Here is a 26,695-nt window from a genome sequence, read left to right on the forward strand (position 1 = left end):
GGGCGGCGGCGGGGCCGAACGGGAGGCGGGCGGTGGGACGCCGCGCGGGTCAGGCGGACTGGAGGCGGGGCTCCACCCAGCCGGTCTCGGTCAGGTGGTTCATCACCACCTGGACCGCCTCCTCGATGGTCATCTCGGTGGTGTCCACCACCAGGTCGGCGTCGGTCGGCTCCTCGTACGGGTCGTCGATGCCGGTCATCCCGGTGAGCAGGCCGGCCCGGGCGCGGGCGTACAGGCCCTTGCGGTCACGCTGCTCGCAGACCTCCAGCGGGGTGGCGACGTGGACCAGCAGGAACCCCGCCCCGGCGGCGTGCGCCATCTCCCGGGCGGTGGCCCGGGCGGCGGCGTACGGGGCGATCGGGCAGCAGATCCCCACCCCCCGGTGCCGGGCGATCTCGGCGGCCACCCAACCGATCCGGCGCACGTTGAGGTCCCGGTCGGCCTTGCTGAAGGTCAGCCCGGCGGAGAGCTCCCGGCGCACCACATCCCCGTCGAGCAGGGTGATCGTCCGGTCGCCTCCCTCGCGCAGGGAATCCGCCAGACCGCGGGCGATGGTCGACTTGCCGGACCCGGAGAGCCCGGTGAAGAAGACCACCAGCCCCCGGTGCCGGCGCGGCGGGCGGGCCCGGACCAGCTCCTTGGCCACCGCCGGCGGGGTGTGCCACTCGGGCAGCGGGAAGCCCCGGTCCAGCAGGTCGTCGATCTCCTCCTGGGTCAGCGCCAGCCGCCGGTTGCGCGGCGGGATGTCCTCCCGCCAGCGCCACTGCCCGTCCCGGTTGTCGTAGGCCAGCTCGCGGGGCACCAGCACCCGCAGGCCCGCCCCGGAGAACACGTCGGTGGTGGAGAGCAGGTGGGTCACCCCGTACGCGGCGGCGACCCGGGCCCGCAGCAGCGCGTCGCTGATCTCGTCGCGGCGCCGGACCAGCGGCACCGCCACCAGGGTGGCCGGGGGCATCCGGTCCCGGGCGGCGAAGACGCTGCGGACCAGCGCCTCGGCCGGCAGCCCACCGGTCGCCTCCTCGCCAACCGGGATCATCACCAGCAGGTGCGCGCCGAGCGTGCGGGCCGCGTGCGCGATCTGGGCGAGCTGCGGCCGGTGCAGCGGCCGGTCGGCGAACACCCCGAGCACCCGGCCCGGGGGCAGCAGCGCCTTGACCTCGTCCGGGCCGCGGCGCAGCCGCTGGAACGGCCCGTGCCCGCCGTCGCCGAGCCGGCGGACCGCGCCGCCCACGCCCGCCGTGCCGTCCCGCACCGGCCAGACGTCGGTCACGTCCATCGCGGCCACCGGGGCGCCCTCGCCGTCGGTGAGCACCAGCGCCCGGCGCAGCGGGTCGTCCAGCGCCAGGCCGTCGGCGAGCGCCGCCGGCACCTGCAGGGTCACCGGTACGGGCCAGGGCGTCCCGTCGGCGAGCCGGCCGCGTCGGCTCAGCGCGGCCAGGTCGGCGCGGGTCATGAAGCCGGTCAGCGGGGCGTACGCCCCGGTCAGCAGCAACTCCAGATCGGCCAGTTCACTGGTGCGTGGCGCGTACGCCGGAGCATCCCGCAGCACGTCCTCGGGCAGCACCCACCCGTTGCTCATCTAACCCCCAACTCACCGGCCGGCACACAGTTTCGCAGCCCACCGGCGATCGGTCGAGAGCGCCACTCCACCTGCCGGCCACCGGCCGTTCGGGCGGCCGTCGGCCGGGCGCCGCCGGATCAGCCGGCGGGAGTCAGCGGGGCCGCGCCGAACGACGCCGCGAACCGCTCGCACCAGATCGACACGCTGGTCAGCCCGGTCGGTTCGGTCCCGGCCGGCAGGTCGTACGCCTGGTCGCCCCGGTTGCCCTTGAGCGGGCCCAGTTCGACCCGGCGGCCGTCGTCGAAGACCTTCCACCCGGACGGCCCGGTGCGGACCGGCTGGTCGGTCAGCGCCGGTGGTGTCGTGCCTTACGGAAGGCTTACCCCTAGTGGGGGAACCCGCCGAGGATCAGGGGCGCGCCGGATGCCGCGACGAGCACCCACTTCCTAGGCTGTGCAGCGTGACACTGATCGCGACCGAGTCGCTGACCAAGACGTACGGAGGTCGGGTCACCGCGTTGGCCGACCTCACGGTGTCGGTCGAGCCGGGGATCATCGGCCTGGTCGGCGCGAACGGCGCCGGCAAGTCCACGCTGATCAAGATCCTGCTCGGCCTGCTCCCGCCCACCAGCGGCCGGGCCGCCGTGCTCGGCCTCGACCCGACCACCGAACCGGCGGCGGTCCGCGCCCGGGTCGGCTACATGCCCGAGCACGACGCCCTGCCGCCGGACCTCTCCGCCGCCGAGCTGGTCACCCACCTGGGCCGGATCAGCGGCCTGCCCCGGACGGTGGCCCGCGAGCGCGCCTCCGAGGCGCTGCGCCACGTCGGCCTCTACGAGGAGCGCTACCGACCGGTCGGCGGCTACTCCACCGGCATGAAGCAGCGGGTCAAGCTCGCCCAGGCCCTGGTGCACGACCCGGACCTGCTGCTCCTCGACGAGCCGACCAACGGCCTCGACCCGGCCGGCCGGGACGCCATGCTCGCCCTGATCCACCGGATCGGCACCGAGTTCGGCATCTCCGTGCTCGTCTGCTCGCACCTGCTCGGCGAGGTGGAGCGGATCTGCGACACGCTGGTCGCCATCGACGGCGGCCGGCTGCTGCGCGCCGACCGGATCGCCGCGATGACATCGGTGACCGACGTGCTCGCGGTCGAGGTCAGCGAGGGTACGGACGACCTCGCGGCCCGGCTCGCCGCGCTCGACCTGCCGGTGGCCCGGGAGGGGCGGCTGCTGCTCGTCCCGCTCGCCGACGACGCCACCTACGACCTGATCCTCGGCGCGGTCGCCGAGCTGGACCTGCCGCTGCACCGGCTGGACCAGCGCCGGCACCGGGTGGCCGAACTCTTCGCCACGAGGGAGCCCAGCCATGTCTGAGCCGACCGGTGTCATCCACGACATCGGCTACCAGCGCTACACCGGCCCGCGACTGGGCCGCCGGCACGTCTTCGGCGCGCTCTACCTGCACGGCCTGCGGACCGTCTTCGGGTTGGGCCGTACCGCCAAGGCGAAGATCTTCCCCTGGCTGGTGGTCGGCATCGTCACCCTGGTCGCCGCCGGGATCACCGCGGTCCGCAGCCAGATCGGCGAGGTGGTGATGACGTACGCCCAGTTCGCCGACTCGATGAGCTGGCTGGTCATCTTCTTCGTCGCGGTGGCCGCCCCCGAGCTGGTCTCCCGGGATCTGCGCAGCGGCGTGCTGCCGCTGTACTTCTCCCGGCCGCTGCCCCGCGACGACTACCCGCTGGCCAAGCTGCTGGCGCTGGTCACCGCGATCTGGCTGCTGCTCGGCGGGCCGCAGCTGGTGATGTTCCTCGGCGCCGCGTTCACCACCGACAAGGGCATGCGCGGGGTCTGGGACGAGCTGCTCGACCTGCTGCCCGGCCTGCTCTACGCCGGGCTGTGGGCGGCGGTCTTCGCCTCGATCGGGCTGCTGGTCGCCTCGCTCACCGGCAAGCGCGCCTTCGCCGCCGGCGGGATCGTGGCGGTCTTCCTGATGACCACCCCGATCGTCGGGACGCTGTCGATCCTGCCGTCCCGGACGATCAACGAGCTGGCCTTCCTCGCGTCGCCCTCGACGCTCGTCGGCGGGGTGGGCACCTGGGCGCTCGGTGACCTGCTGGTGCCCGAGGGCCGGGGCGGCGGCGTCCCGATCGGTGGCTTCGGCCCCGTCTACGGGGTGGCCGCCGTCCTGCTGGTCGCCGCCTGCGTCGCCCTGCTGTTGCTGCGATACCGGAAGGTGGCCGCCCGATGACCACGATCAGCGCCAGCCCGGAGGCGGCGGCCCCGACCGCCGCCGCCAGCACCCTCGACCTGGCCGGCGTGTCCCGCTGGTACGGCAACGTGGTGGCGGTCAACGACGTCACCATGCGGCTCGGCCCGGGGGTGACCGGCCTGCTCGGCCCGAACGGGGCCGGCAAGACCACCCTGCTGCACATGATGGCCGGGTTCCTCGCCCCCTCGCGGGGCGCGGTGACCCTGGACGGGGAGCCGACCTGGCGCAACCCGGGCGTCTACCGGCGGCTCGGCCTGGTCAGCGAGCGGGAGGCGGTGCACTCCTTCCTCACCGCGTACGAGTTCGTGCTGGCCAGCGCCAAGCTGCACCGGCTGCCCGACCCGGAGGCGGCGGCCCGGCGGGCGATCGCCCTGGTCGAGATGGCCGACGCGCAGGACCGGCGGATCGGCACGTACTCCAAGGGCATGCGGCAGCGGACCCGGGTCGCCGCGGCGCTGGTCCACGACCCGCAGGTGCTGCTGCTCGACGAGCCGTTCAACGGGATGGACCCGCGCCAGCGGCTGCACATGATGCAGCTGCTGCACCGCCTGGGCGACGCCGGCCGGACCATCCTGTTCAGCTCGCACATCCTGGAGGAGGTCGAGCAGGTCTCCGGCACCGTCCAGGTGATGGTGGCCGGAAGGCTCGCCGCCTCCGGCGACTTCCGCACCATCCGCCGGCTGATGACCAACCGGCCGCACGTGTTCGCGGTCCGCTCCACCGACGACCGGGCGCTGGCCGTGGCGCTGATGGCCGAGGTCTCGGTCACCGGCGTCGAACTGGACCGGGCCGGCCTGACCGTGCGGGCGGGTGACTACGGCGCCTTCACCCGGGCGCTGCCGAAGATCGCGCTCGCCCACGGCATCCGGGTCCGGCAGTTGACCCCCGAGGACGAGTCCCTGGAGAGCGTCTTCTCCTACCTGGTGGAGGCCTGATGTCGACCGTTTCCTGGATCACCGCGCGCGGGCTCTTCGGCCGCCGCCGGTTCCTGATGCTGCTGCCCCTGCCGCTCGTGCTGGTGGCGTTGGCGGTGCTCTGCCGGTCGCTGGGGGTGGACCCGGGCCAGTGGGGGCCGCCCGTGCTGGTCGGTCTCGGCCTGGCCGTGGTGCTGCCGGTGGTGGCGCTGATCGTCGGCACCGGCGTGCTCGGCGCTGAGATCGACGACGGGACGGTGGTGCACATCCTCACCAAGCCGCTGCCCCGCTGGCAGATCGTGCTGCCGAAGCTGGCGGTGGCCGTCGGGGTCAGCGCGGCCACCGTCGCCGTGCCGCTCTACGTCGCCGGCGTGCTGGCCGATTCGGTACGCCTCGGCCTGGCGCTCGCCGCCGCCTCGGCGCTCGGCGCGCTGGCGTACTCGGCGCTGTTCCTGGCGCTCAGCCTGGTCACCCGACGGCCGGTCCTGCTCGGGCTGGTCTACGTGCTGATCTGGGAGGGGCTGCTCGGCAACTTCGTCAGCGGCACGAAGGTGCTCTCGATCCAGCAGTGGGTGATCGCCCTCGCCGACCGGATGGCCCCGACCGAACTGCTCTCCACCACGGTCTCCGTCCCGGTCGCCGGGGTGCTCACCGCCCTGGTCAGCGTCGGCTTCACCGTCCTGGCGATCGACCGCCTCCGCTCCTTCTCGGTGGCTGGCGAGACGAGCTGACGCCGCCCGGTGGCAGCGGGTGCCGCCGCGGCGGTATGCCTGAGAGGCATATTTATGACTCTCAGGCATATCGCTCACCGAGGACCTGCCTCCGCGCCGCCTCCGGTCAGAAGGCGCAGGCGATGACCAGCTCCGGGGTGCGGTCGGGGAGCAGGTCGAGTTTCGCGATCCGGCCGGCCGCGCGGAGGTCGTCGGCGATCAGCGTGAGCTGGTCCAGCAGGGCGGCCGGGCCGAGCGCCTCGGCCAGCGGGACCTCCGCCTTCATCGACAGCTTCCGCTCCGACTTGGCCCGGCGCACCTGGCTGAGCGCGTCGGAGGCCAGCCGCAGCAGCTCCGGGTCACCGGGCGCCTGGACCGCCCGACCCACCTCGTACGTCGTCGGCCAGGTCGAGCGGTGCACCGAGCCGTACCGCCACCACGACCAGACCTCCTCGGTGACGAAGGGCAGCACCGGCGCGAAGAGCCGCAACTGCACCGACAGCGCGGTGGCCAGAGCGGCCCGGGCCGAGTCGGCGCCCGGCCCGGTGCCGTAGGCGCGCTCCTTCACCAGTTCGATGTAGTCGTCGCAGAACCGCCAGAAGAACGCCTCCGTCGCCATCAGGGCGGCCGTCTGGTCGTACCCGTCGAAGGCGGTGGTCGCGGCGGTGACCACGCCGGACAGTTCGGCGAGCATGGCGGTGTCCAGCGGCTCGGTCGCCGCGGCCCGCAACGCGTCCGCGGCGCCCAGCCCGAGGGCGAACCGGGACGCGTTGAGCAGCTTGGTGGCCAACCGCCGGCCCACCCTGATCTGGGCCGCGTCGAAGGCCAGGTCCATGCCGGGCTTGCCGTTGGCCGCCCAGTACCGGACGGCGTCCGAGCCGTGCTCCTCCAGCAGCCCCGTCGGGGTGGTCACGTTCCCCTTGGACTTGGACATCTTCTTCCGGTCCGGGTCGAGGATCCAGCCGGAGAGCACCGCGTCCCGCCAGGGCAGCACGCCGTGCTCCAGATGCGACCGGACCACCGTGGCGAAGAGCCAGGTACGGATGATCTCCTGGCCCTGCGGGCGCAGATCCATCGGGAAGACCCGGCGGAACAGGTCCGGGTCGGTCTCCCAACCACCGACGATCTGCGGGGTCAGCGACGAGGTCGCCCAGGTGTCCAGCACGTCCGGGTCGCCGACGAAACCGCCCGGCACACCGCGCTGCGACTCGTCGAAACCGGCCGGGGCGTCGCTGGACGGGTCGATCGGCAGCTGCGCCTCCTCCGGTGTGAGACGCTGGGTCCAGTCCGGCTCGCCAGCGTCGTCGAGCCGGTACCACACCGGCACCGGCACCCCGAAGAAGCGTTGCCGGCTGACCAGCCAGTCGCCGTTCAGCCCGCCCACCCAGTGGTCGTACCGGTGCTTCATGTGCTCGGGCACCCAGCGCAGCTCCTCGCCGCGGGCCAGCAGCTCGGCCCGCAGGTGGGCGTCCCGGCCGCCGTTGCGCAGGTACCACTGCCGGGTCGAGACGATCTCCAGCGGGCGGTCGCCCTTCTCGTAGAACTTGACCGGGTGGGTGATCTCGCGCGGCTCGCCGACCAGGTCGCCCGCGTCGGCCAGCAGCTGCACGATCGTCCGGCGGGCGCCGTTGACCGTCTGCCCGGCCAGCGCCCCGTACGGCTCCGCCGGCACCCCGGCCGGCGGCTCGGGCAGCAGCCGGCCGTCCCGGCCGATCACCACCCGGGTCGGCAGGTCCAGCTCCCGCCACCAGGTCACGTCGCTCAGGTCGCCGAAGGTGCAGACCATCGCGATGCCGGTGCCCTTGGCCGGGTCCGCCAGCGGGTGCGTGCGCACCGGCACCTCGACCCCGAAGAGCGGGGTACGCACCGACGCCCCGACCAGGCCGGCGTACCGCTCGTCGTCCGGATGGCAGACCAGCGCCACGCAGGCCGGCAGCAGCTCCGGCCGGGTGGTGTCGATCAGCACCTCCCGCCCGTCCGGCCCGTGGAACCGCAGCCGGTGGTACGCCCCGGGCCGCTCCCGGTCCTCCAGCTCCGCCTGGGCCACCGCGGTGCCGAACCCGACATCCCAGAGCGTCGGCGCCTCCGCCTGGTACGCCTCGCCCCGGGCCAGATTCCGCAGGAACGCGCGCTGGCTGGTGGTGCGGGCGAGCCGCCCGATCGTGGTGTACGTCAGCGACCAGTCCACCGACAGTCCGAGCCGCCGCCACAGCGCCTCGAAGATCTGCTCGTCGGAGGCGGTCAGCTTCTCGCACAGCTCGATGAAGTTGCGCCGGGAGATCGACGTCGGGTTCTTCCGGGCGGCGTCGCTCACCGGGGCGGCGGGCGGCACCCAGGACGGGTCGTACGGCAGGGCGGTGTCGGGGCGCACCCCGTACACGTTCTGCGCCCGGCGTTCGGTGGGCAGGCCGTTGTCGTCCCAGCCCATCGGGTAGAAGACCGTGCGGCCGCGCATCCGCTGGAACCGGGCCACCGTGTCCGTGTGCGTGTACGAGAAGACGTGTCCCATGTGCAGCTCGCCGGATACGGTCGGCGGCGGGGTGTCGATCGCGTACACGTCCGAGCGCTCCTTCGCGCGGTCGAACGCGTACGTGCCCTCCTCCTGCCAGCGGCGCGCCCAGGTCTCCTCGATGCCGTCCAGGGTCGGACGTTCGGGGACGCCGGCGCGGGCCGTCCTCGCCGTATCGGTCATCAGCCGATCCTAGGCAGCCAGTGACGGAACGACCACGGCTTAACCATCGTGCCGCCCTGCCGGTTGTCTCCGAGACCACGGCGACGCCGGAGCAACCCTGACGGTCCTCAGATCAGCGAGTCCCGCCACTGGCTGTGCAGGGTGGCGTACCGGCCGCCCGCGGCGGCCAGCTCGGCGGGGGGACCGTCCTCCACGATCCGGCCGCCGTCGAGCACCAGCACCCGGTCGGCGATCTCCACGGTGGAGAGCCGGTGCGCGATCACCAGGGCGGTCCGGTCCCGCAGGATGCTGCCGAGCGCCCGCTGCACCAGCCGCTCGGTCGGCACGTCCAGCGACGAGGTCGCCTCGTCCAGGATCAGCACCCGCGGGTCGGCCAGGAACGCCCGGGCGAACGCGACGAGCTGGCGCTGCCCGGCGGAGAGCCGGCCGCCGCGCCGGTGCACCTCGGTGGCGTACCCGTCGGGGAGCGCGGCGATGAAGTCGTGCGCGCCGATGGCCCGGGCCGCGGCCTCCACCGCCGCGTCGTCCGCGCCCGGCCGGCCGAACCGGATGTTCTCCGCCACCGAGCCGCTGAACAGGTGGTTCTCCTGGGTGACCAGCACCACCGCCCGGCGCAGCTCGGCGTCGGCCAGGTTGCGCAGGTCCACCCCGTCCAGGGTGACCGCGCCGGCGGCCGGGTCGTGGAACCGGGCCAGCAGCTTGGCGATGGTCGACTTGCCGGCGCCGGTCGGGCCGATCAGCGCGACGGTCTGCCCGGCCGGCACGGTCAGCTCCAGCTCGGACAGGATCGGCGCGTCGGGCCGGTAGCCGAAGGAGACCGACCGGAAGGCGACGGCGCCCCGGCCCGGCCCGGCCGGCAGCGACGTCGGCCGCTCCGGCTCGGCCACCGCGGGCCGCTCGTCGAGCACCCCGGCCAGCTTCTCCAGCGCGGCCGTGGCCGACTGCAGCGAGTTGTAGAACTGGCTCAGTTCCTGCATCGGCTCGAAGAACCGGCGCAGGTAGAGCAGGAACGCGGCGAGCACGCCCACCTCGGTCCGCCCGCCCAGCACCCGCCAGCCGCCGTAGCCCAGCACCACCGCCACGGTGAGGTTGCCGATCACCTTGATCCCCGGCGAGTAGACCGCGATCAGCCGGAAGGCGCGCAGGCTGGCCTGCCGGTAGTCGTCGTTCACCGCCGCGAAGATCCGCTGGTTGCGCGGCTCCCGCCGGTACGCCTGCACCGCCCGGATGCCCCGCAGCGACTCGACGAAGTGCACGATGACCAGCGCGACCGCCTCCCGGGTCCGCCGGTACGCCCCGGCGGAGGCGCGGGCGAACCAGCGGGACAGCCAGAACAGGAACGGGAAGGCGAGCAGGGTGGCCGCGGCCAGCGGCAGGTCCAGCCAGAGCAGGATGCCGGCGACGGAGAGCACCGACAGGGCGGCGACCACCAGGTTGTCGATCCCGCCGTCGACCAGCTCGGCGATCGAGTCGAGGTCGCTGGTCAGCCGGGCGACCATCCGGCCGGACGTGTACCGCTCGTGGAAGCCGACGTCCAGGCGGAGGAAGTGGCCGTAGACCCGCTGGCGGAGGTCGAGCAGGACGGCCTGGCCGATCCGGGCGGCGAGGGTGAGGAAGCACCGCCGGGCCGCGTACTCGGTGACGCTCGCGGTGGCGAACGCGGCGGCGACGGCGACCAGCGGCCCCGGGTCGCCGGCCCGCAGCGGCGTGATGGCCCGGTCGATGCCCAGCATGACCAGGTACGGGCCGGACATCGCGGCGGCGTTCTGGGCCAGCAGCAGGGTCACCGCCAGCCCGAGCCGCCGCCGGTGTGGGCGGAGGAGCTGCCCGAGCAGCGCCCGGCTGCGGGCCCGGAGCCGGGCGACGGCCTCCGGCGCGACGTCCTCGGCCCGGCTGCGGTCGGCGTCCGGGTCGGTGGCCCGCCCGCGCCACCGGGCCAGGTCGAGCTCGTCGTCCAGGGCGTGCCTCGGTCGCGGGACTGTCGGTGATCCGTCCGGCGGCTCCGTCACGAGCGCACCAGGCCGGCGCCGTCGTGCCGTTCCACCGGTCCGGCCGACAGCACCGCCCGGTACGCGGGCACGGTGGCCAGCAGCTCGGAGTGGGTGCCGACGGCGACGATCCGGCCGTCGTCGAGCAGGGCCACCCGGTCGGCGAGCGCCACGGTCGACGGTCGGTGCACCACCAGCAGCGCGGTGGTGTCCCGCAGCACCCGCCGCAGCGCCGCCTCGACCAGCGCCTCGGTGTGCACGTCGAGGGCGGAGAGCGGGTCGTCCAGGACGAGCAGCGCCGGCCGGCCGAGCACCGCCCGGGCCAGCGCCAGCCGCTGCCGCTGCCCGCCGGAGAGGGAGAGCCCCTGCTCGCCGACCCGGGTGGCCAGCCCCCACGGCAGGTCGTACGCGAACTCGGCCTGGGCGAGAGCGAGCGCCGCCCGGACCTCCTCCTCGCCGGCGGCCGGCCGGCCGAGGGTCAGGTTCTCCCAGACCGACATGGAGAAGAGCGTCGGCTCCTCGAAGGCCACCCCGACCAGCCGGCGCAGCGAGGCGAGCCGCAGGTCCCGCAGGTCGTGCCCGTCCAGGGTGATCCGCCCGCCGGTCACGTCGTGCAGCCGGGGGACCAGCGAGAGCAGCGTGCTCTTGCCGCAGCCGGTGGCACCGACGAGGGCGAGCGTCTCGCCCGGCTCGACGGTCAGGTCCACCTCCCGCAGCACCGGCGCGCAGCCCGGGTAGTGGAACGAGACGCCCTCGAAGCGCAGCTGGCCGCGCACCTGCGCGCGGTCCAGCTTCCGCGCGTGCGGGGCGTCCACGATGGTCGGCCGGGTGTCCAGCACCTCCTGGATCCGGTCGGCCGCGGTCGCCGCCTCCTGCCCGTTGGCGATGATCCAGCCGAGCGACTGCACCGGCCAGATCAGCATCAGCTGGAGGCTGACGAAGGCGACCAGCTCGCCGATGCTGAGCGCGCCACGGGCGGCGGCGGCCGTGCCGGCCACCAGCACCACCCCGAGGGTCAGGTTGGGCACCAGGTCGAGCAGCGCCGAGGTGCGGGCCAACAGCCGGGCCTTGGCGATGCCGGTGTCGTGCAGCGCGCGGGCGCCGCTGGTGAACCGGGCCGCCAGCTCCGGCCCCCGCCCGTACGCCCGCATGGTGCGCAGCCCCTGCGCCGTCTCCTCGACCAGCGTGGCCACGTCGCCCTGCTGGTCCTGCATCCGGCGGGAGGCGGCGTGGTAGTGCCGGGCGAACCGGCGGCTGATCAGGAACAGCGGCACCGCGCTGGCCGCCACCAGCAGTCCCAGCGCCGGGTGCAGGCGGACCAGCAGCACCACCACGGCCAGGTAGGTGACCAGGTTGAGGATCAGGAAGAGCAGGCCGAAGGAGAGGAACCGGCGGATCACCGACAGGTCGCTGGTGATCCGGGAGAGCAGTTGGCCGGACTGCCACCGGTCGTGGAAGCCGGCCGGCAGGCGTTGCAGGTGGGCGTAGATGTCGGCGCGGATGGCCGCCTCCATGCCGACCGAGGAGGAGGACTGGGTCCACCGCCGGATGAAGATCAGCACGGCCTCGGCCAGGCCGAGCAGGAGGGCGAGCAGGCCGAGCCGGAACAGCCCGGCCGCGTCGTGCCCGGCGACGGGTCCGTCCACCACCCGCTGCACCACCAGCGGTACGGCGAGGCTGGCCGCGGTGGCCGCGAGAGCCGCGACGAGCAGCCAGGCGAACTCCACCGCGTACGGGCGCAGGTAGGGGCGCAGCCGCCAGAGGTTGCGCAGCGGATGCCGGCCGGCGCCGTCCCGGGCCGCCGGGTCGCCGTCGCTCTGCGCAGGCACTACCCGACGGTAGCGGCAAACGGTGGCGGTGCCGGTGTCAGCTTGCCGTCAACCGCCGCTCATGACCGAGAAGCCACTTCTTCACGTCCAACCCCCAGCGGTAGCCGCCGAGTGTCCCGTCGGTGCGCAGCACCCGGTGGCAGGGGACGAAGAGCGCGGCGGCGTTGCGGGCGCAGGCGGCCGCGGCGGCGCGGACCGCCGCGGGGCGGCCGGCCAGCCCGGCGAAACCGGTGTACGTCACCGGCTCGCCCGGCTTCACCTCGCGGAGCACCTGCCAGGCGTGGCTCATGAACTCGCCCCCGCTGTGCTGCTCCACCGGCACCGCGTCGATCGCGGTCAGGTCACCGTCCAGGTAGGAGCGGACGGCCACGGTCACCGGGCCGAGGTCCGGCCGGTCCCGCAGTTCGCCGCGCAGGCCCGGGTGGGTCAGCGGCAGCAGGCCGGCCGGGTCGGCGGTGAAACCGGCCGCGCGGACCGCGCCGTCGGGGCCGGTCAGGATGCTCAGCGGGCCGGCGGGGGTGTCGATGACGCTGCTGTCCAGGATGGTCATGCTGCTCTCCAGAGTCGGATCACCGCGTACGACCGCCAGGGGCGCCAGCGGTCCGCGTACGCATCGAGGGTCTTCGGGTCGGTGGGCAGGCCGAGCGCGGCCGCGCCCCGGCGTACGGCGAGGTCGGTGGGGAGGAAGACGTCGGGGTCGCCGAGGGCCCGCATGGCCACGTAGCCGGCGGTCCACGGCCCGATCCCGGGCAGCGCCGTGAGCCGCCGTACGGTCTCCTCCCGATCCCCGCCCGGCTCCAGCTCGAGCCCCCCGTCCACCACCGCCCGCGCCACCCCCCGGATCGTCTCCCGCCGCACGGCGGGCATCCGGAAGGCGCCATCCGGCAACCCCACCACCTCCTCCGCCGTGAGGAACCCCCGCAGCGCCCCACCCCACTCGGGTCGATCATGAAGTTGTTGTCCCGACACGCCGTGCTCGACGGCAACATCGGGGTGGACGGCGGGGTCAGGGGTGGGGGTGGCTGCCTGGCGGAGGCGGGTGAGGGTGGTTCGGGCGGACTGGAGGGAGACCTGTTGGGTGGCGATGGCGCGGAGCGCCATCTCGAAGCCGTCGACGGCGCGGGGGAGACGGACTCCCGGTTCCGCCCGCACCGCCGGCGCCAGGGCGGGATCGTGGGCGAGGGTCTCGTCGACGGCGGTGGGGTCGGCGTCGAGGTCGAGCAGGCGGCGGCAGCGGGCGACCGCGGGGGCCAGGTCACGCATGTCGGCCAGCCGCAGGGTCGCGGACACGTGCCCGTCGGCCGGGGTCAGCGACACCTCGCCGGTCCCGTGCGGCAGCCGCAACCCCCGGCGGTACGTCCCGTCGCGGACCTCCTCCACGCCGGGCAGCGCCCGCAGCGCGAGGAAGTCGAGCAGCGCCGCCGCGTGCAACGGCGGCCGGTACGCCAGCCGCAGCGTGATCGTGCCCGCCCCGCCCGCCGCCGGCCGGCCGCCCCGGCTGACCCGCAGCTCGGACGGGGCGGCCGCGTACACCTCCCGGACCGTGTCGTTGAACTGGCGGACGCTGCCGAACCCGGCGGCGAACGCGATCTCGGCCATGCCCAGGCCGGTGGTCTCGATGAGGATCCGGGCGGTCTGGGCGCGCTGGGCGCGGGCCAGCGCGAGCGGCCCGGCGCCCAGCTCGGCGCGGAGCATCCGGTGCAGGTGCCGCTCGGTGTAGCCCAGCCGGGCCGCCAACCCCGGTACGCCGTCCCGGTCGACCACCCCGTCGGCGATCAGCCGCATCGCCCGCCCGACCACGTCGGCCCGGACGTCCCACTGTGGCGAGCCCGGCGCGGCGTCGGGGCGGCAGCGGCGGCAGGCCCGCAACCCGGCGCCCTGCGCCGCGGCGGCCGACGGGAAGAACCGGACGTTCTGCCGCTTCGGCGTCGTCGCCGGGCAGGACGGCCGGCAGTAGATCCCGGTCGAGGTCACGCCGGTGTAGAACCAGCCGTCGAACCGCTGGTCACGGCTGTCCACGGCCCGGTAGCACCGTTCGAAGTCCAACTCCACGCCACCGATACTGCCTCGCCGCTCGGGGCGACGGCTGGCGGGATTCGGACCTGGCCGTGCGGAGCCCGGCGGAGACCGCGTGCGGCGCGGCCGGGCGCGCGGTCAGCGGGGTGACGGGCTGGGCGGCGACGACGGCTTGGCCGGGCTGGGTGACGGCACCGGGCGGGTGCCGACGGGGCTGGGCCAGGCGGCGGAGGGCCGGGGGCGGCGGGGCTGGCCGCCGGCGGCCCCGGCGCCGCCGGGCCGGCCGGGCTGGGGGTGGCCGACGGCCAGGGCCGGCCGGATGCTGACGGGCTGGGCAGCGGCGGTTCGGTCGGGGGCGTAGGGCTCGGTGCCGGTGGCAGCGAGGGGAGGGTGCCGGTCGGGCTCGGCGTCGCCGGGCGCGGCGGGACGCTCGGGGCGGCCGGGCGCGCAGCGTCCGAGCCGTTCGCCGCGATCGCCAGCGGAGCGGCGTCGCCGGGGTGCGGCTCGCCACGAAGTCGGCCAGTCGGGCCCGTTCGTCCTCGTCCACCCACCCTCCCCGTTCTCACTGTCACAGTTACAGACGCCCCAGCTCAGGCCGGCTATCCCTGACACGGCAACGATTTCCCGGCCGAAAGTGTCGGTAGTGGCCGGTACCGTCCCGCCACCAACTCAAGAAAAGGTGCGGGGGATGGCGAGCGTGGCCGGGCGAGGTGCCCGCTGATGCGGTCCGGACGGGTCCGGCTGGACCGCGCGGTGGTGCAGGGCTTCTGCGACCGGATGCGGGTGGTGGCGCCGGCGGCCTACGGCGCGATCGAGCGGGACCGCGCCGACGACCCGGGGCGGGCCTTTCCGGAGACCGCCTGCGGCCGGCTCGCCGGTTCGCTGGACGCGGCCGGGCTCCGCGCGCTGGGCATGTGGGCGCACCACTGGTGTGTGCGCTTCTACGACGACGACACTCGGGTGGGCCTGCGGCTGGTCCGGGAGATCGCCGGCCGGGCGGGGCTGGGCTGGACCGTCGACGAGGTGCGCTGGATGCTCGACGAGTCGGACGCGGCCGGCCCGGCCGCCGTGCACCGGTTCGTCCTGCCGCGCGCCGCGGCGGCGGAGCTTTCGCCGGGTGCGTTGGCCGACCGGGCGGACCGCGACGCCCCCGACTGGCGTCGGTTGCTCGCCGGCTGACCGGTCAGCTGGCCGACCACCATCGCGGTGACCGCCACGGCCGCCCCGGCCGCCCCGGCCGACGGGGACCGGAGGGCGGGCTGCGCGGGCCGGCCCTCGTACCGGAGGATGATCGTGCCCGCCAGCCGCCGACCGGGAGGACGACCATGCCCGCCAGCGAACCCACCGTCGTCGCCACCAGCATGGGCTTCTCCAGCCGGCACCGCGGCCCGTACGACGCGCGGCCCGGCCCGGTCTTCGAGCTGATGGCCGAGCTGGCGCAGGCCGGTGACGCGCCCCGGATCTGCTACCTCAACCAGGCGGTCGGCGACCAGCCGACCTCGTTCACCGTCTTCTACAGGGCGTTCGCCGGCACCCGGTTCCGCCCGTCCCACCTGGCCCTCTTCCCGATGCCCACCGTCGAGGACGTGCGGGCCCACCTGCTCGCCCAGGACGTCATCTGGGTGGGCGGCGGCAGCGTGGCCAACCTCTGCGCGGTCTGGCGGGTACACGGCCTCGACGAGATCCTGCACGAGTGCTGGCAGGCCGGCGTGGTGCTGGGCGGGGTCTCCGCCGGGTCGATCTGCTGGCACCTCGGCGGCGCCACCGACAGCTTCGGCCCGACCCTGCGGCCCTTCGTCGACGGGCTGGGCTGGCTGCCGTACGGCAACGGGGTGCACTACGACGCCGAGGAGCAGCGCCGGCCGCTGATGCACAAGCTGGTCGGTGACGGCACACTCCCGGTGAGCCACTGCACCGACGACGGGGTGGGGCTGGTCTACCGGGGCATCCGCCTGGCCGAGGCGGTCGCCGACCGCGAGGGCGTGGCGGCGTACGAGGTGAGCCGGGCCGAGGACGGCAGCGTCCGGGAGACCCGGATCGAGCCCCGGCTGCTCGGCTAGACCCGGTCCTCGAAGGCGGCGCAGACGGTGGCCCGCACCTGCGGGCCCTCGATCGCCCGGAGCAGCTCCCGGGCCAGCGTGACCTGGTGGTCCTCGTCCACCGTCCGGTCCATCGGGGTCAGCTCGACCCGCCACCGGAAGTAGAGGTAGTCGTCCTCGTCGCTCGCGGCCAGCCGCGGGTCGGCCCCCTCGTTGGGGTTGATCTCCAGCAGGTTGCCCCGGACGTCCACTGAGTCTCGCCGGTAGGGCACCGCGTCAGGCAGCCGAGTGCGGATCCGGTCCAGCAGCTCCGCCGATTCCAGCGGGCCGTCCACCATGATCAGGAACTGCAACGTCGTCTGCACCCTGTCACCTTGCCAGATGCCGGTCCGCTCAATCGAGCGGGAGGAACGGGCCGTTGTCGAACTTCCCGCCGCGCCGCAGCACCGAGAACTGCACCTTGTGCGGCACGTGCACGTCCATCAGTTGGCGACGCAGGGCGGTGAAGTCGGTGCCGAGGTCGAAGCTGGCGAGCTGACCGTTCTCGTTGATCCGGCGCAGCATCGTCCTGCGCAGCCGGGTGCCGGCCGGCGCGCGGGCGAGGGAACGCTCGGCCAGGTCGAAGAAGGCGTCGTCGTCGACGATCAGCGCCACGTCGATGTCCGAGTCGGTGCGGGCGCTGCCGCATACCCGACTGCCGTGCGCGACCAGGTCGCCGTCCGGCAGTCCGGCCTGCCGCTGGGTCTGCCGGGCGCCCCGGGCGAACCGGGTCCACTGCCGCTCGGTGAAGCCCTGCGGGATCCGCCGCGCCGTCCGGGCGGCGGCCGACTCGGCGGCCTCACCCGCCACCTCGTCGGCCTGGTGCATCATGCTCCGGGCGGCCCGGGCGATGATGCCCCGGGCGGCCGAGGTCGCCCCGCCCGGTACGCCGTGCCGGCCGCTCATGCCGGCCCCGCCGTTCGGTGCCGAAGCACCGCGTCGAAGACCTGGGCGAGCTCGGCGGCGTCCTCCCCGGCGTGGTGGGTGTGCGGCACGTCGTACAGGCCCAGCTCGTGCTTGATCTTCCCCTTGCGGGTCTGCACCCACTCGCTGCCGGTCAGCCCCATCCAGTAGCTGCGCAGGTCCACCCCGGAGCCCGTCGCCCCGAAGGGGCTGTGGCCGACGAACCGGACGAAGTACCAGTGCACGAACATGCCGTCCCACACGGCGGGGGCGGCGAGGAAGACCGGCCGCCCGATCGTCCGCAGGCCGTTGACCCACTTCGCGGCGGCCGACATGGCCTCCTCGGCGGTCGGCGCCTCGCGGAGCAGGCGGTCCCGGTCCAGGCCGGAGACGGCCAGCGCGGCGGGCACGAAGTCGTCCGAGATGGGTCGCAGCTCGGTGTAGAAGCTGAGGTCCGGCCGGCCCGCCACGGCCATGCCCAGCGAGATCATGCTGTACGGCCCGGGGATCGGGCCGTCCGCCTCCACGTCGACCGCCACGTAAAGCTCCGGCAGTGGGGAAGTCATCCGAGCACCACCCCGATCGCCTGGTCGACGAGGATTCCGAGCACCACGTCGGTGAGCTTCTTGAAGACCGGGATCTCCAACAGCGAGGCGCCGAAGGTGGGACCCGCCGTGACGACCGCCTGGAGGATCTGAATCAGTAGGATGGTCAGCTGGACGATCACGTTGATCTTCAGGGCCAGCACGATCAGGGCGCAGACGAAGAGGGTGGCCGCCACCATCTGGGCTCCGGTGGCGCCCTTCTGGAGCACGGTGATCGCGGACCCCTCGGCCGTCCAGCGCTTCCCGAAGGCGGCCATCGCCTCGCCGGAGTTGCCGTCGAGCAGCCGCTGCGCGGTAGCCGCCCCCTCGGCCGCCGTCCGCTGCAGCGAGCCGGCCAGCTCCAGCCACATCTGGCCCAGCGCGAACAGTTGCGCCTCGTCGGACTTCGGCCAGGTGTACCCCAGCTCGTTGAGCAGCCCGGCCAGTTCGCCGGGGAGCATGATGCCCATCGCCGCCTACCAGCTCAGGTTGCTGAAGTTGGCGAGGTTGTCCTGCTCGGCCAGGTCGTACCGCTCGGCCATCACGCCGAGGCCCGCACCGAAGCCGCGCAGCCCCTCGACGACGGAGCGCAGGCACTCGCCCGCGATCTCCTCGGCCACCTGGTACGACATGCCGATCAGGCCGCCCACGTCGTCGTCGCCGAAGATGTCGCCCATCGCCGCGGTGCGGGCCTGCAACGCCTCCCACTGGGCGGCCACCTGCTCGGCGACCGCCGCCAGCTCGCTGCCACCCTGGCGGAGCGCGGGCGGGTGGACCTCGTATCCGCCGGTCACCGGCCCCCCTCCTGGATCCGCTGCACCACGTCGGTCAGCGCCTGGCTCATCGCCGACATGCTCCGCACCGACTGGTCCTGCAGCTGGCCGAGGGTCTCGCCGAGGGCGGCCGGGTCGAGCGCGGCCGGCTCCGCCCCGGCCTGCCCGGCCTGGTGGCGCAGGTCGTCCAGGGCGGCGTTGACCGCCTGGGCGACGTACTCGCCGAGCAGTTCGGCGCCCGCCCGCAGCACCCGCGGGTCCAACCGCACCGACTCGACCCGCTGGCCGACCAGCACCACCTCGACCTGGCCCTCGGCCGCCGTGCCCGCCGCCCGCAGCGGCTCGGCAGCCTCGTCCGCCCCGGACGTGGCCGCTGTTCCGCGCATCGAGGCGAGCACGAGCCGGCTCTGCTCGAACAACCGGTTGAATTCGGTCACCTGGTCCACAACGCCTCCCCGCGGGCCTACGGCACCGAAGAGGGTAGCAACGTCCCGCCACGTAGCGGTGACCGTCCTTGACAGCGCGTGCGGGGGCGGTGACCGGCGGTTCGCGTACCGGACGGGACGCCGGCCGGCAGGGCCAGGTCGGGGGCCGCGTAGACTGGCCGCCCGTGAGCCTCACCATCGGGATCGTCGGCCTGCCCAACGTCGGCAAGAGCACCCTGTTCAATGCGCTGACCAAGAACGACGTGCTCGCGGCGAACTACCCGTTCGCCACCATCGAGCCGAACGTCGGCGTGGTCGGGCTGCCCGACGAGCGGCTGGGCACGCTCGCGGAGATCTTCGCCTCGCAGAAGGTGCTGCCGGCGCCGGTGTCGTTCGTCGACATCGCCGGCCTGGTCCGGGGCGCCTCGAAGGGGCAGGGTCGGGGCAACGCGTTCCTGGCGAACATCCGCGACGCCTCGGCGATCTGCCAGGTGGTGCGCGCCTTCTCCGACCCGAACGTGGTGCACGTCGACGGCAAGGTCTCCCCGGCCGACGACATCGAGACGATCAACACGGAGCTGATCCTGGCCGACCTCCAGACCCTGGAGAAGGCGCTGCCGCGGCTGGAGAAGGAAGCCAAGCTCCGCAAGGACCGGGCCGCCGCGGTCGAGGCCGCGAAGAAGGCCGTCGACGTCCTCGACGGCGGCACCACCCTGTACGCCGGCGCGGCCGCCGCCAAGATCGAGCTGGAGCACCTGCGCGAGCTGCACCTGCTCACCACCAAGCCGTTCCTCTACGTCTTCAACGTGGACGAGGCCGAGCTGGGCAACGCCGAGTTCCTCGACGAGCTGCGGGCGCTGGTCGCCCCGGCGGAGGCGGTCTTCATGGACGCCAAGATCGAGTCGGAGCTGGTGGACCTGCCCGAGGAGGAGGCCCGCGAGTTGCTGGAGTCGATCGGCCAGTACGAGCCGGGCCTGAACCAGCTCGTCCGGGTCGGCTTCCGCACGCTCGGGCTCCAGACGTACCTCACGGCGGGGCCCAAGGAGGCGCGGGCCTGGACCGTCCCGGTCGGCGCGACCGCGCCGGAGGCCGCGGGGGTCATCCACTCCGACTTCCAGCGCGGCTTCATCAAGGCCGAGGTGGTCTCCTACGACGACCTGGTCGCGGCCGGATCGATGGCGGCGGCGAAGGCCGCCGGCAGGGTCCGGATCGAGGGCAAGGAGTACGTCATGCAGGACGGCGACGTGGTGGAGTTCCGCTTCAACGTCTGAATCCGGCCCGTTCCCTCAGGAGGTTGTGCCCTCGCTTGGGGGCGCACTGGGGGCACAACCCAGCTCCGGCTAGATGGGCCTAGCCGTTGGTCGCCCTGGGAAGGACCGGAAGACCCTGGTGGGTCAGATCCGCGGCGCGGGGGGCTCGAGTTCCCGGCCTCGGGCGCGCCACGCATCCCAAACGGCGATTGCGGCCAGCACGGTCGCGGCGGCGGCACCGGTAGTCAGCGGTGGCGCGTACCAGGTGGCCGGGATCAGGAGGCCGAGGGTGAACAGGCCGGCCAGCCTCGATCGGGAGACCCGACTGAAGACCTGGAGTTCAATAAGCGCTCGCCCAGCCAGGAACAGTGCAGGTCCGCCGAGGATGGCGATGAGCCACTGCGGTTCGGGCCGGCCGTGCGGCTCGATGATGTCGAGCTCGAAGCCGACAGCAGCAAGGACGACACCGGCGATCATGAGCAGGTGACTCCCGGCGACCGCCACGGACTGCCGGTCCGGGTTCCGGGCGCGGGTGATGGCCAGGGGCAGGGCGGCGCCGGCCCGGTAGAAATAGATTCGCCAGAGCAGCACGATGCTGACGAACGCCAGCCCGAACCCGGCAGCATGCGGGATGCCGAAGTCGCTGTCGCTCAGTGCCTTGCCGGATACGAAGACGGCCTCACCCAACGTGATCAAAAAGAACTGCTGCAACCGCTCGGCCAAGTGTTCGCCGGCAACCGGTACGCCGACCGTTCGTCCAAGCCCGAGCGCGAACCCGCCGTACTCGAGGGCCAGCGCGAGGGCCCAGAGCACGGCGCGGAGAAGCAAATCGTCCACTAGCGCACCCACGATCCACGGCACCGCGCCGACGACGATAGAGACCTTCAGCGGGATAGGGGCTCGCTGCGCCGGGCGGACGATCGCGTTGAGCAGCTGACGGCTTATCCGGGCCGCCACGTAGGCGGCTGCGAAGACGAGAGCCCGTTGCTCGAACCCCTGCGCCACCGCGACGGCCATTACCACGCCGCCCGCCATCGTCATGAACACCGCGATCTGACCCGGCCACGAATTCGGATCCACTCGGCTGGTCAAAACAACCGTCGAGACCCACAGCATCCAGAGCGCCAGGAACAGCAGGAAGGTCGGGGCGGCCTCGCTGAACAGGAGCCGGTGCCCGGTGGTGAAGTCGTTGATGAGCCGCATACTGACCTGGTTGAGTGCGAACACGAAGACAAGGTCGAAGAACAGCTCCAGGAAGGTTGCCCGCCGCCAGGTGGCTTCCTCGCGTACGCGCTGCTCGCGGCCCGGCTCACCCATCAGTCGTCAGCCGGGCGTAGGTGCCCAGAGCGGTCATGGCGTTCCCTCTCGTAGAGATGATCACTCCACTCAACGAGTCAGGGACGACAGAAGCCGCTCGTCATTCACCTAGTCCCCGGTAGGCACGCCGGGGCTCTGAGTTCCGCTTCAACGTCTGACCGTCCGACGCGTACGCGCGCCTAGAAGTCGATCCGCATCACGACGCGCCGGCGTGTCGGTCTGGTGACTTCGGTGAACCCGGCGTCGTCGAAGATGCTGCGGCTCCCGACGTAGAGCTCGCCCCAGGTGATCACCTTGCCGCACACGGTGATCATCGGGTAGCCCTCGATGGCCCGGGCGCCGCGCTCCCGGACGAAGTCGACGGCCGCGGCGGCGAGCGCGCCGCTGACGCCGCGTCGCCGGAAGCCCACGCGGCTGACGAAGCAGGTCACCGCCCAGACGCTGTCGTCGGCCGGGTCCTCGTCGCGGCCGGACCAGACGACCCGGCTGCCCAGCAGGTGCGCGTAGACGGAGCGCGGCTGGACGGCGCACCAGCCCGCGGGCTCGCCGTCGAGGTAGGCGACCAGGCCGCTCGTCGTGCGGGCCCGGGACTGGCCGCACCGGGTCTCCTCGCGCAGTCGCCGGGCGCGTTCCTCGACCGACTGCGACCGCCACTCGGCGGGCGTGCTCTGGAACCACTGGCACTGGCACTCGGCCGCGCCGCCGCGCGTGCCGAACACGGCCTGCAGGTCCTCCCAGCTCGCCTTGTTGGCGGGCACGACGGAGATGACGGCGTCCTTGGCCTTCCCGGTCGTGTCCGCCATCGCCGCCACACCGTCCCTCCGGATTCGGCCGAGCCCCCGCGACCGGCCACGACGATGAGGTTGCCCACCCGGTGCGCGGACGTCAACAGGGGCTGCCGCCGGTCCCGGCGGAGTCGGTCCCCGGCGGACTTCTCCCACACCGAGACGTGCTGGCGGCTCTCGCTGGTGAACGGCTCCCTGGTCCATCCGTCCCAAGATGCGCAAGCGCCTGCAACCCTGAGCCGTCCTACTGGCCGAAGGTGTGCCGCAGGTTCGCGTTGATCAGTTGGTTGAGGCGCTTGCGTAGGTGACCGAGCAGGGGCGGTTCCGGCATCGGCTCCGCCACGAACAGCGTCCAGCGCAGGTCGGTCCCGGCGCTGCCGTCGGACGGCAGGTCGAGGCGCACCAGCGCGTCCGGTCGCTTGTGCCAGAGCGAGGACCACACGACGAGGTGGGGCTTCTCGGCGCGGAAGATCCGCGGGCGCTGCTCGTCGTCGAGGAGCAGCAGCCAGGGTCGGGCCCGGTCATGGTCCGGTTCGGTGAGGGCTTCGTCCGGCTGCCGACTTCGATCACGCCTCAGGCTAGACGTCCGGCCCTGTGTCTGGCTCGTTGGAGTCGGACGGATCGTGGAAGTAGACGGTGGCCGACCACCAATCGCCGTCGGCGGTGATCTCGTTGTGGAGGACCAGGTCTTGGACCTCGATGCCGGCGTACGCCTCAATGCTGTCGGCGATGCGCCGGAGTAGCGCCGGGACGCTGCCCTGCCCCGGGCCAGCCGGATTGGCCCGCGAGAAGTGTCGGATCGTCCACGAGGGTGTTTCGGCTGGCACGGGCGGAGTCTGCCAGACCGCCGCGGCCGGGCGTGGCCCGCCTGGTCTGGTGGATGGGGCGTCGCGGGAGCGGATGCGGCCGCACGGCGCTACGAAGCTGATGACGCCAATGACTCAGCGTGGACGCGTCGCCACGTCGATAGCCCTTCGCCGACACCCGGCGAGCTGTACCCGGAGACCGCCGACGTCCGTGCGCTGGCGGAGCCCGCCCCACACATCACCAGCCGGGTCCGGCCTGGTCAAGCTCGGCCGGATAGGGGGCGGGTCAGCTCCACCTCGTCGCCCGGCAGGACCTCGACGTTGCCTTTCGGGTCGCGGACTTCAAGGATTGGTACGCCCTCGTCGAGCTGCATCGACCGGCGCTCGCCGCCACTCGGCATCCGCGCGATGACCGACGCGCCCGGCGGCACCTCGACCTGCCGCCGCTGTGGAGTCTCCCGAATATAGCTGCCGTGTCCGCGCACGGTGGTGACCAGTCCCTCGGAGCGCAGCAGCGAGATCGACATCCGCACCGCCTCACGGCCGATCCCGTACTCCTGGGTCAGTCGCGCCTCGCTGGGCAAGGCTGACCCTGGCGCCAGCTCTCCCGCCTCGATCTGCTCACGAAGTGTGTCGGCGAGCTGCACGTAGACCGGCGTGTGCGAGCGCGGATCGATGGCCATGACGCATAAGCCTCATTCCCCCGTGTGCAAGTCTGGTTGTGCCCCTAAGCCCCTGCCCGTATAGTCGCAGTGACGTTCGGTGCCCGGGTGGAAACGCTCGTATGTGCTGACGTCGCTGAACAGCCCTGCTGCCGTACCGCTGATTGGAGTTGCGGTGGTGGGGCCGGGGTGGCCCGCCCGCGCGCGGCGGGCGGGTGGGGCCACCCCCTCCATCCCGAGTACGAAGAGAGGTGGGGCGATCATGCGTGCCTTCTTCCGGAGACCGCGCCGACTCGGGCGGGCAGAGCGCGGGCCGTCGAGCTGCTACCGCTCCTCGACGTACGTCCCGCTGGCGCCCTGGCAGGTGCGGGAGCGACGGTTCCGGCCAATCCGGTTCGGCCGGCGCGGCCTCGACCCGGCCGAGGTGCAGGAGTTCCTCGACCGGGTGGCCAGCGACCTCGCCGCCTACCTTGCACTGGGCGACAGCCGGCAGGAGACGGCGCGGATCAAGGACGCGCTCCGGCGCTGGCAGTCCGAGCAGGCCCAGCGGGCCAACGCCGGCCGGTACCGCTGATGGTCGAAGGGAAGCGTTTCGTCATCCACCTGCCGGTGGCCGCCGGCGACCTGGTTGGCGCGGTACGGCTGGCCCGGGTGGTGGCCCGCTGGGCGACTCTGCTCTCCTCGACGGACCCGGGGGAGACCACCGTGTCGGCCGAGGACGACCAGGGTGTACGGCATCGGGTCTTCTGTGACCTGTTGCTGCCCGGCGGCCGGCGCTGCCTCCTCCGCGCCGACCACGACGGGCCGTGCGCCCGCCGCCTGGTCCGTTGACCGGGCAATCCCGGCTGTTGTCGGGGCCCGCCGCTAGCGTGAGTCCATCGACGTCGGAGGAGGTAGAGGGATGAAGGAGCGGCATGCCGCGCTCGCGCGGCTCGACGTGCTCGTCGGGCGGTGGACCGTGCAGCCGAAGGTCGAGGGCCTCGGCACCGGGTGGACGGACATCGACTGGGTCGAGGACGGCCAGTTCCTGCGTCAGGTCACGGACGCCGAGCCGGTGCCGGACACCGCGCCGCAGGCCTGGCGGGAGAACGCCCCGTTCCCCACCACGGCGCTGATCGGCCTGGACGACTCCGCCGACGAGTTCACCATGCTGTACGCCGACGCGCGGGGCGTGCACCGGGTCTACCGGATGACGTTCGCCGACCGGGTGTGGCGGATCCGGCGGGACGCGCCCGGTTTCCACCAGCGCTTCACCGGCACCCTGAGCGCCGACGGCGACACGATCGACGGCCGCTGGGAGAAGTCCGCCGACGGCGTCGACTGGACGCTCGACTTCGAGCTAACCTACCGCCGCTGACGCCGCCCGCCGGCCCGGTCAGTCGGCGGCGCGGGCCATGACGATCAGTTCTCCGTCGTCGTTCGCGCCCACCGGCTCCCGGCCCCATCCGCCGTGGATCCGCTCGACCGCGAAGCCGGCGGCGGCCAGGGCCGTCCGCAGTTCCGCCTCGGTCCGGAAGCGCAACGTCCCCGGGCTGCGCAGCTCGTCGCCGTCGGGCAGGAGGTAGTGGTGAACGAAGCTGACCAGGCCGGCGCGTACCTCGGTCAGCTCGGTCCAGGCGTCGACCACCGTGCCGTTCGGCAGCGTCAGGCGGCGCCGGGAGTCCCGGGGGTTCCAGCGCTCCCACCGGCGGGCCGCCGGGTCGCGGGAGTCGAAGACCAGCCGGCCGCCGGGCACCAGCGCCCGGCGCAGGTGGGCGAGCGTCCGCCGCCAGTCGTCCTCCGCGCGGATCTCCTGCGCCACGTGGCTGGTCAGCACCGCGACGTCGTACGCCGCGTCCGGCAGGACCTCGGCGGTGCCCTCGATCCAGGTGATCCGGTCGGCGCCCGGCTTGGCCCGGGCGGCGTCGAGGGACGCGCGGTGCGGATCGACGCCGGTGACGGTGTGGCCGGCGGCGGCCAGCGCCAGGGCGAGGCGGCCCGTGCCGCAGCCGAGGTCGAGCACCCGCGCCGCCGGGGTCTGGTCGACCGCCGTGAGAAAGAAGTCGTCGTCGCGGCCCCACCGGTTCTCCGCGTCGTAGACGGCCGCGAGGCACCGGACCATGCAGTGGTCCACGTCGGCCATGACGCGGTCGGCGTCCTGCCGCCGCTGCGCGTGGAGATCCGCCATGACTGATCAGGATAGGGGTCAGGAGATGTGGTGCAGGATCACGTTGTGCACGTGGTGGCTCTTCTGCGCGCCCCGGAACTCGACCTCGTAGGTGTGCGTACCGACGTGGATGGCGATCGCGCCGGTGGAGAAGAACGACCCGCCCCACGACTTGTTGCTGACCACGCTGACGCTGGTGATCTTCGAGTACGGGATGCTGGTGATGGCGTGCCGCTTACCGACGAACGACCGGTCCTGGATGATCACCCGGCGATCGGTCAGGCCGATGAAGCCGGTGCCCGTGCCCACCGCGTCGTAGACGGCGATGATCTGTTCGCCGTCCAGGAGCCCACTCTGGATCTGCTGGAACTGTTCCTTACGGTCGTACGTCGCGTTCACCATGCGTCCCACGGTAGGCAGGGTGCGCCAACAGCCGGCGGACAGCAGAGGAGCCCCGCCGCGCATCGACGGATTCGCGGCGGGGCTCCGGAATGACCTGGTGGGTCAGGAGCGGATGTCGGTGACCGCGCGGAAGGCGTCCTCGATGCGGGCGGCCAGCAGGACCTCGCCCTCGGTCAGCGGCTCGCCGTCGCCGTGCCCGACCCGGATCTGGGTCTGGTCGGCGCGGCGGCTGATCTCGGGGCGCAGGCGCAGCGCGTCGGCCACCACCTTGACCCGTTCGGTCAGGGCCGCGTGCTGGGTGTCGTCGAGGACCATGGTCCGGCGGATCTGCTCGCCCTCGCGGGTCCACCCGGACAGCAGGGTGAGCGCGTCGCTGAGGTAGTCGTGCTTTGCTCGGCCGCTGAACAGCACACGCATCACCGCACCTCCCAGGCGTCGTTGCCGGCTTGTGGCCAAATCGCCGCCATCCCGTGTCCTCGTAGACGACCTCTAGTCTGTCGTCGCACACATGGTGTGTCCACGCCCACACTTCCGTGTTCTGTTGGCCTGACGGCCGACTCCGGTACCCAAACCGCCGATTG

At 73.2% G+C, this 26,695-nt stretch carries 29 protein-coding genes and 1 pseudogene; 10 read left to right on the forward strand and 20 right to left on the reverse strand.

All coding sequences use genetic code 11. From position 1 onward, the window contains the following. Positions 1–49: 49 nt before the first annotated feature. Together cysC and ACFOYX_RS20380 are read right to left on the reverse strand one after the other, a co-directional pair. Positions 50–1,579, reverse strand: coding sequence for an adenylyl-sulfate kinase (gene cysC, locus ACFOYX_RS20375; RefSeq protein ID WP_322440342.1), 1,530 nt, complete (start codon positions 1,577–1,579; stop codon positions 50–52). Between the two features lie 119 nt (positions 1,580–1,698). Further along, positions 1,699–1,911: pseudogene (locus ACFOYX_RS20380) on the reverse strand (DM13 domain-containing protein); the annotation flags it as partial. Between the two features lie 110 nt (positions 1,912–2,021). Between ACFOYX_RS20380 and ACFOYX_RS20385 the strand changes: the two are divergent. From ACFOYX_RS20385 to ACFOYX_RS20400, 4 genes are read left to right on the forward strand one after another with little or no spacing between them, the layout of a single operon-like run. After that, positions 2,022–2,936: an ABC transporter ATP-binding protein gene (locus ACFOYX_RS20385; protein WP_322440343.1), complete on the forward strand. Its 915-nt coding sequence runs from the start codon at positions 2,022–2,024 to the stop codon at positions 2,934–2,936. Further along, entirely contained in the window at positions 2,929–3,813 is an 885-nt protein-coding gene (locus ACFOYX_RS20390; RefSeq protein ID WP_322440344.1) for an ABC transporter permease subunit, read from the forward strand. Before ACFOYX_RS20385 ends, ACFOYX_RS20390 begins: the two co-directional genes overlap by 8 nt. Then, on the forward strand, positions 3,810–4,769 hold the full coding sequence (locus ACFOYX_RS20395; RefSeq protein WP_200206531.1) for an ABC transporter ATP-binding protein: 960 nt from the start codon (positions 3,810–3,812) through the stop codon (positions 4,767–4,769). Before ACFOYX_RS20390 ends, ACFOYX_RS20395 begins: the two co-directional genes overlap by 4 nt. Continuing rightward, positions 4,769–5,479, forward strand: a complete 711-nt coding sequence (locus ACFOYX_RS20400; protein WP_109800677.1) for an ABC transporter permease — start codon at positions 4,769–4,771, stop codon at positions 5,477–5,479. The genes ACFOYX_RS20395 and ACFOYX_RS20400 overlap by 1 nt, the downstream gene beginning before the upstream one ends. 106 nt (positions 5,480–5,585) lie before the next feature. On the opposite strand, the gene valS is transcribed toward ACFOYX_RS20400, so the two are convergent. The 4 genes from valS to ACFOYX_RS20420 all read right to left on the reverse strand — a co-directional run bounded on the left by valS (position 5,586) and on the right by ACFOYX_RS20420 (position 14,019). Then, entirely contained in the window at positions 5,586–8,150 is a 2,565-nt protein-coding gene (gene valS / locus ACFOYX_RS20405; protein ID WP_322440345.1) for a valine--tRNA ligase, read from the reverse strand. 107 nt (positions 8,151–8,257) lie between these two features. Continuing rightward, positions 8,258–11,986, reverse strand: coding sequence for an ABC transporter transmembrane domain-containing protein (locus ACFOYX_RS20410; RefSeq protein WP_377534277.1), 3,729 nt, complete (start codon positions 11,984–11,986; stop codon positions 8,258–8,260). Positions 11,987–12,004: 18 nt separating this feature from the next. Next, complete coding sequence (locus ACFOYX_RS20415) at positions 12,005–12,517, reverse strand: methylated-DNA--[protein]-cysteine S-methyltransferase (protein WP_322440347.1); 513 nt, start codon at positions 12,515–12,517, stop codon at positions 12,005–12,007. Then, positions 12,514–14,019: an AlkA N-terminal domain-containing protein gene (locus ACFOYX_RS20420; RefSeq protein ID WP_322440348.1), complete on the reverse strand. Its 1,506-nt coding sequence runs from the start codon at positions 14,017–14,019 to the stop codon at positions 12,514–12,516. The genes ACFOYX_RS20415 and ACFOYX_RS20420 overlap by 4 nt, the downstream gene beginning before the upstream one ends. Positions 14,020–14,703: 684 nt before the next feature. On the opposite strand from ACFOYX_RS20420, the gene ACFOYX_RS20425 reads away from it, so the two are divergent. Both ACFOYX_RS20425 and ACFOYX_RS20430 read left to right on the forward strand, forming a co-directional pair. After that, complete coding sequence (locus ACFOYX_RS20425) at positions 14,704–15,162, forward strand: hypothetical protein (protein WP_322440349.1); 459 nt, start codon at positions 14,704–14,706, stop codon at positions 15,160–15,162. A gap of 146 nt (positions 15,163–15,308) precedes the next feature. Further along, the gene (locus tag ACFOYX_RS20430; RefSeq protein WP_322440350.1) at positions 15,309–16,043 is read left to right on the forward strand and encodes a peptidase E; all 735 of its coding nucleotides are present in this window, start codon (positions 15,309–15,311) and stop codon (positions 16,041–16,043) included. Here ACFOYX_RS20430 and ACFOYX_RS20435 read toward each other — a convergent pair. Genes ACFOYX_RS20435 through ACFOYX_RS20460 form a run of 6 tightly spaced genes read right to left on the reverse strand, consistent with a single transcriptional unit; the run spans position 16,040 to position 18,767 of the window. Beyond that, a complete protein-coding gene (locus tag ACFOYX_RS20435; protein WP_109801750.1) occupies positions 16,040–16,387 on the reverse strand; it encodes a hypothetical protein in 348 nt (115 codons plus the stop codon). The genes ACFOYX_RS20430 and ACFOYX_RS20435 overlap by 4 nt on opposite strands. A 28-nt stretch (positions 16,388–16,415) precedes the next feature. Further along, positions 16,416–16,967, reverse strand: coding sequence for a nucleotidyltransferase domain-containing protein (locus ACFOYX_RS20440; protein WP_322440351.1), 552 nt, complete (start codon positions 16,965–16,967; stop codon positions 16,416–16,418). After that, on the reverse strand, positions 16,964–17,530 hold the full coding sequence (locus ACFOYX_RS20445) for an exonuclease (RefSeq protein ID WP_322440352.1): 567 nt from the start codon (positions 17,528–17,530) through the stop codon (positions 16,964–16,966). The genes ACFOYX_RS20440 and ACFOYX_RS20445 overlap by 4 nt, the downstream gene beginning before the upstream one ends. Continuing rightward, the gene (locus ACFOYX_RS20450) at positions 17,527–18,018 is read right to left on the reverse strand and encodes a hypothetical protein (protein ID WP_322440353.1); all 492 of its coding nucleotides are present in this window, start codon (positions 18,016–18,018) and stop codon (positions 17,527–17,529) included. The genes ACFOYX_RS20445 and ACFOYX_RS20450 overlap by 4 nt, the downstream gene beginning before the upstream one ends. A 6-nt stretch (positions 18,019–18,024) precedes the next feature. Beyond that, positions 18,025–18,342, reverse strand: a complete 318-nt coding sequence (locus ACFOYX_RS20455) for a hypothetical protein (RefSeq protein WP_109801754.1) — start codon at positions 18,340–18,342, stop codon at positions 18,025–18,027. Beyond that, the gene (locus tag ACFOYX_RS20460; protein WP_322440354.1) at positions 18,339–18,767 is read right to left on the reverse strand and encodes a YbaB/EbfC family nucleoid-associated protein; all 429 of its coding nucleotides are present in this window, start codon (positions 18,765–18,767) and stop codon (positions 18,339–18,341) included. The genes ACFOYX_RS20455 and ACFOYX_RS20460 overlap by 4 nt, the downstream gene beginning before the upstream one ends. Positions 18,768–18,931: 164 nt before the next feature. Here ACFOYX_RS20460 and ychF point away from each other — a divergent pair, with 164 nt between their 5' ends. Beyond that, positions 18,932–20,017 carry a redox-regulated ATPase YchF gene (ychF, locus tag ACFOYX_RS20465; RefSeq protein ID WP_322440355.1) on the forward strand — a complete coding sequence of 362 codons (1,086 nt, stop codon included), beginning with the start codon at positions 18,932–18,934 and terminating at the stop codon, positions 20,015–20,017. Between the two features lie 123 nt (positions 20,018–20,140). Here ychF and ACFOYX_RS20470 read toward each other — a convergent pair whose 3' ends face one another. From ACFOYX_RS20470 to ACFOYX_RS20490, 5 genes are all read right to left on the reverse strand, one after another. Then, entirely contained in the window at positions 20,141–21,313 is a 1,173-nt protein-coding gene (locus ACFOYX_RS20470; protein ID WP_322440356.1) for a low temperature requirement protein A, read from the reverse strand. A gap of 179 nt (positions 21,314–21,492) precedes the next feature. Beyond that, positions 21,493–22,116: a GNAT family N-acetyltransferase gene (locus ACFOYX_RS20475; RefSeq protein ID WP_322440357.1), complete on the reverse strand. Its 624-nt coding sequence runs from the start codon at positions 22,114–22,116 to the stop codon at positions 21,493–21,495. A 226-nt stretch (positions 22,117–22,342) separates the two neighbouring features. Beyond that, complete coding sequence (locus ACFOYX_RS20480; RefSeq protein WP_322440358.1) at positions 22,343–22,540, reverse strand: hypothetical protein; 198 nt, start codon at positions 22,538–22,540, stop codon at positions 22,343–22,345. A 136-nt stretch (positions 22,541–22,676) separates the two neighbouring features. Continuing rightward, the gene (locus ACFOYX_RS20485) at positions 22,677–22,925 is read right to left on the reverse strand and encodes a hypothetical protein (protein ID WP_322440359.1); all 249 of its coding nucleotides are present in this window, start codon (positions 22,923–22,925) and stop codon (positions 22,677–22,679) included. Between the two features lie 239 nt (positions 22,926–23,164). Further along, positions 23,165–23,587 carry a GntR family transcriptional regulator gene (locus ACFOYX_RS20490; protein ID WP_322440360.1) on the reverse strand — a complete coding sequence of 141 codons (423 nt, stop codon included), beginning with the start codon at positions 23,585–23,587 and terminating at the stop codon, positions 23,165–23,167. Positions 23,588–23,828: 241 nt separating this feature from the next. Between ACFOYX_RS20490 and ACFOYX_RS20495 the strand changes: the two genes are divergently transcribed. The 3 genes from ACFOYX_RS20495 (at position 23,829) to ACFOYX_RS20505 (ending at position 24,923) form a co-directional block, all read left to right on the forward strand. Next, positions 23,829–24,140, forward strand: a complete 312-nt coding sequence (locus ACFOYX_RS20495; protein ID WP_322440361.1) for a DivIVA domain-containing protein — start codon at positions 23,829–23,831, stop codon at positions 24,138–24,140. Further along, positions 24,140–24,397, forward strand: a complete 258-nt coding sequence (locus ACFOYX_RS20500; protein WP_322440362.1) for a hypothetical protein — start codon at positions 24,140–24,142, stop codon at positions 24,395–24,397. Before ACFOYX_RS20495 ends, ACFOYX_RS20500 begins: the two co-directional genes overlap by 1 nt. Positions 24,398–24,467: 70 nt before the next feature. After that, complete coding sequence (locus tag ACFOYX_RS20505; protein ID WP_322440363.1) at positions 24,468–24,923, forward strand: hypothetical protein; 456 nt, start codon at positions 24,468–24,470, stop codon at positions 24,921–24,923. An 18-nt stretch (positions 24,924–24,941) separates the two neighbouring features. On the opposite strand, the gene ACFOYX_RS20510 is transcribed toward ACFOYX_RS20505, so the two are convergent. From ACFOYX_RS20510 to ACFOYX_RS20520, 3 genes are all read right to left on the reverse strand, one after another. After that, complete coding sequence (locus ACFOYX_RS20510; protein ID WP_322440364.1) at positions 24,942–25,733, reverse strand: class I SAM-dependent methyltransferase; 792 nt, start codon at positions 25,731–25,733, stop codon at positions 24,942–24,944. 18 nt (positions 25,734–25,751) lie between these two features. After that, positions 25,752–26,114, reverse strand: coding sequence for a PH domain-containing protein (locus ACFOYX_RS20515; RefSeq protein ID WP_109801761.1), 363 nt, complete (start codon positions 26,112–26,114; stop codon positions 25,752–25,754). Between the two features lie 102 nt (positions 26,115–26,216). Then, entirely contained in the window at positions 26,217–26,531 is a 315-nt protein-coding gene (locus tag ACFOYX_RS20520) for a 4a-hydroxytetrahydrobiopterin dehydratase (RefSeq protein ID WP_109801762.1), read from the reverse strand. Positions 26,532–26,695: the final 164 nt, after the last annotated feature.

Origin of the sequence: Micromonospora sp. GCM10011541, from assembly GCF_042650725.1 — a bacterium.
GTDB classification, from domain to species: domain Bacteria; phylum Actinomycetota; class Actinomycetes; order Mycobacteriales; family Micromonosporaceae; genus Micromonospora; species Micromonospora sicca.

Bases quoted from the DNA above. Each gene is read 5' to 3' on its own strand.
- ACFOYX_RS20425 (WP_322440349.1), top strand. From the start codon at position 14,704: ATGCGGTCCGGACGGGTCCGGCTGGACCGCGCGGTGGTGCAGGGCTTC.
- ACFOYX_RS20390 (WP_322440344.1), top strand. From the start codon at position 2,929: ATGTCTGAGCCGACCGGTGTCATCCACGACATCGGCTACCAGCGCTAC.
- ACFOYX_RS20505 (WP_322440363.1), top strand. From the start codon at position 24,468: ATGAAGGAGCGGCATGCCGCGCTCGCGCGGCTCGACGTGCTCGTCGGG.
- ACFOYX_RS20415 (WP_322440347.1), bottom strand. From the start codon at position 12,517: ATGACCATCCTGGACAGCAGCGTCATCGACACCCCCGCCGGCCCGCTG.
- ACFOYX_RS20440 (WP_322440351.1), bottom strand. From the start codon at position 16,967: ATGAGCGGCCGGCACGGCGTACCGGGCGGGGCGACCTCGGCCGCCCGG.
- ACFOYX_RS20395 (WP_200206531.1), top strand. From the start codon at position 3,810: ATGACCACGATCAGCGCCAGCCCGGAGGCGGCGGCCCCGACCGCCGCC.
- ACFOYX_RS20495 (WP_322440361.1), top strand. From the start codon at position 23,829: ATGCGTGCCTTCTTCCGGAGACCGCGCCGACTCGGGCGGGCAGAGCGC.
- ACFOYX_RS20430 (WP_322440350.1), top strand. From the start codon at position 15,309: ATGCCCGCCAGCGAACCCACCGTCGTCGCCACCAGCATGGGCTTCTCC.
- ACFOYX_RS20490 (WP_322440360.1), bottom strand. From the start codon at position 23,587: ATGGCCATCGATCCGCGCTCGCACACGCCGGTCTACGTGCAGCTCGCC.
- ACFOYX_RS20520 (WP_109801762.1), bottom strand. From the start codon at position 26,531: ATGCGTGTGCTGTTCAGCGGCCGAGCAAAGCACGACTACCTCAGCGAC.
- ACFOYX_RS20400 (WP_109800677.1), top strand. From the start codon at position 4,769: ATGTCGACCGTTTCCTGGATCACCGCGCGCGGGCTCTTCGGCCGCCGC.
- ACFOYX_RS20450 (WP_322440353.1), bottom strand. From the start codon at position 18,018: ATGGGCATCATGCTCCCCGGCGAACTGGCCGGGCTGCTCAACGAGCTG.
- ACFOYX_RS20500 (WP_322440362.1), top strand. From the start codon at position 24,140: ATGGTCGAAGGGAAGCGTTTCGTCATCCACCTGCCGGTGGCCGCCGGC.
- ACFOYX_RS20510 (WP_322440364.1), bottom strand. From the start codon at position 25,733: ATGGCGGATCTCCACGCGCAGCGGCGGCAGGACGCCGACCGCGTCATG.
- valS (WP_322440345.1), bottom strand. From the start codon at position 8,150: ATGACCGATACGGCGAGGACGGCCCGCGCCGGCGTCCCCGAACGTCCG.
- ACFOYX_RS20475 (WP_322440357.1), bottom strand. From the start codon at position 22,116: ATGGCGGACACGACCGGGAAGGCCAAGGACGCCGTCATCTCCGTCGTG.
- ACFOYX_RS20445 (WP_322440352.1), bottom strand. From the start codon at position 17,530: ATGACTTCCCCACTGCCGGAGCTTTACGTGGCGGTCGACGTGGAGGCG.
- ACFOYX_RS20470 (WP_322440356.1), bottom strand. From the start codon at position 21,313: ATGGGTGAGCCGGGCCGCGAGCAGCGCGTACGCGAGGAAGCCACCTGG.
- ACFOYX_RS20515 (WP_109801761.1), bottom strand. From the start codon at position 26,114: ATGGTGAACGCGACGTACGACCGTAAGGAACAGTTCCAGCAGATCCAG.
- cysC (WP_322440342.1), bottom strand. From the start codon at position 1,579: ATGAGCAACGGGTGGGTGCTGCCCGAGGACGTGCTGCGGGATGCTCCG.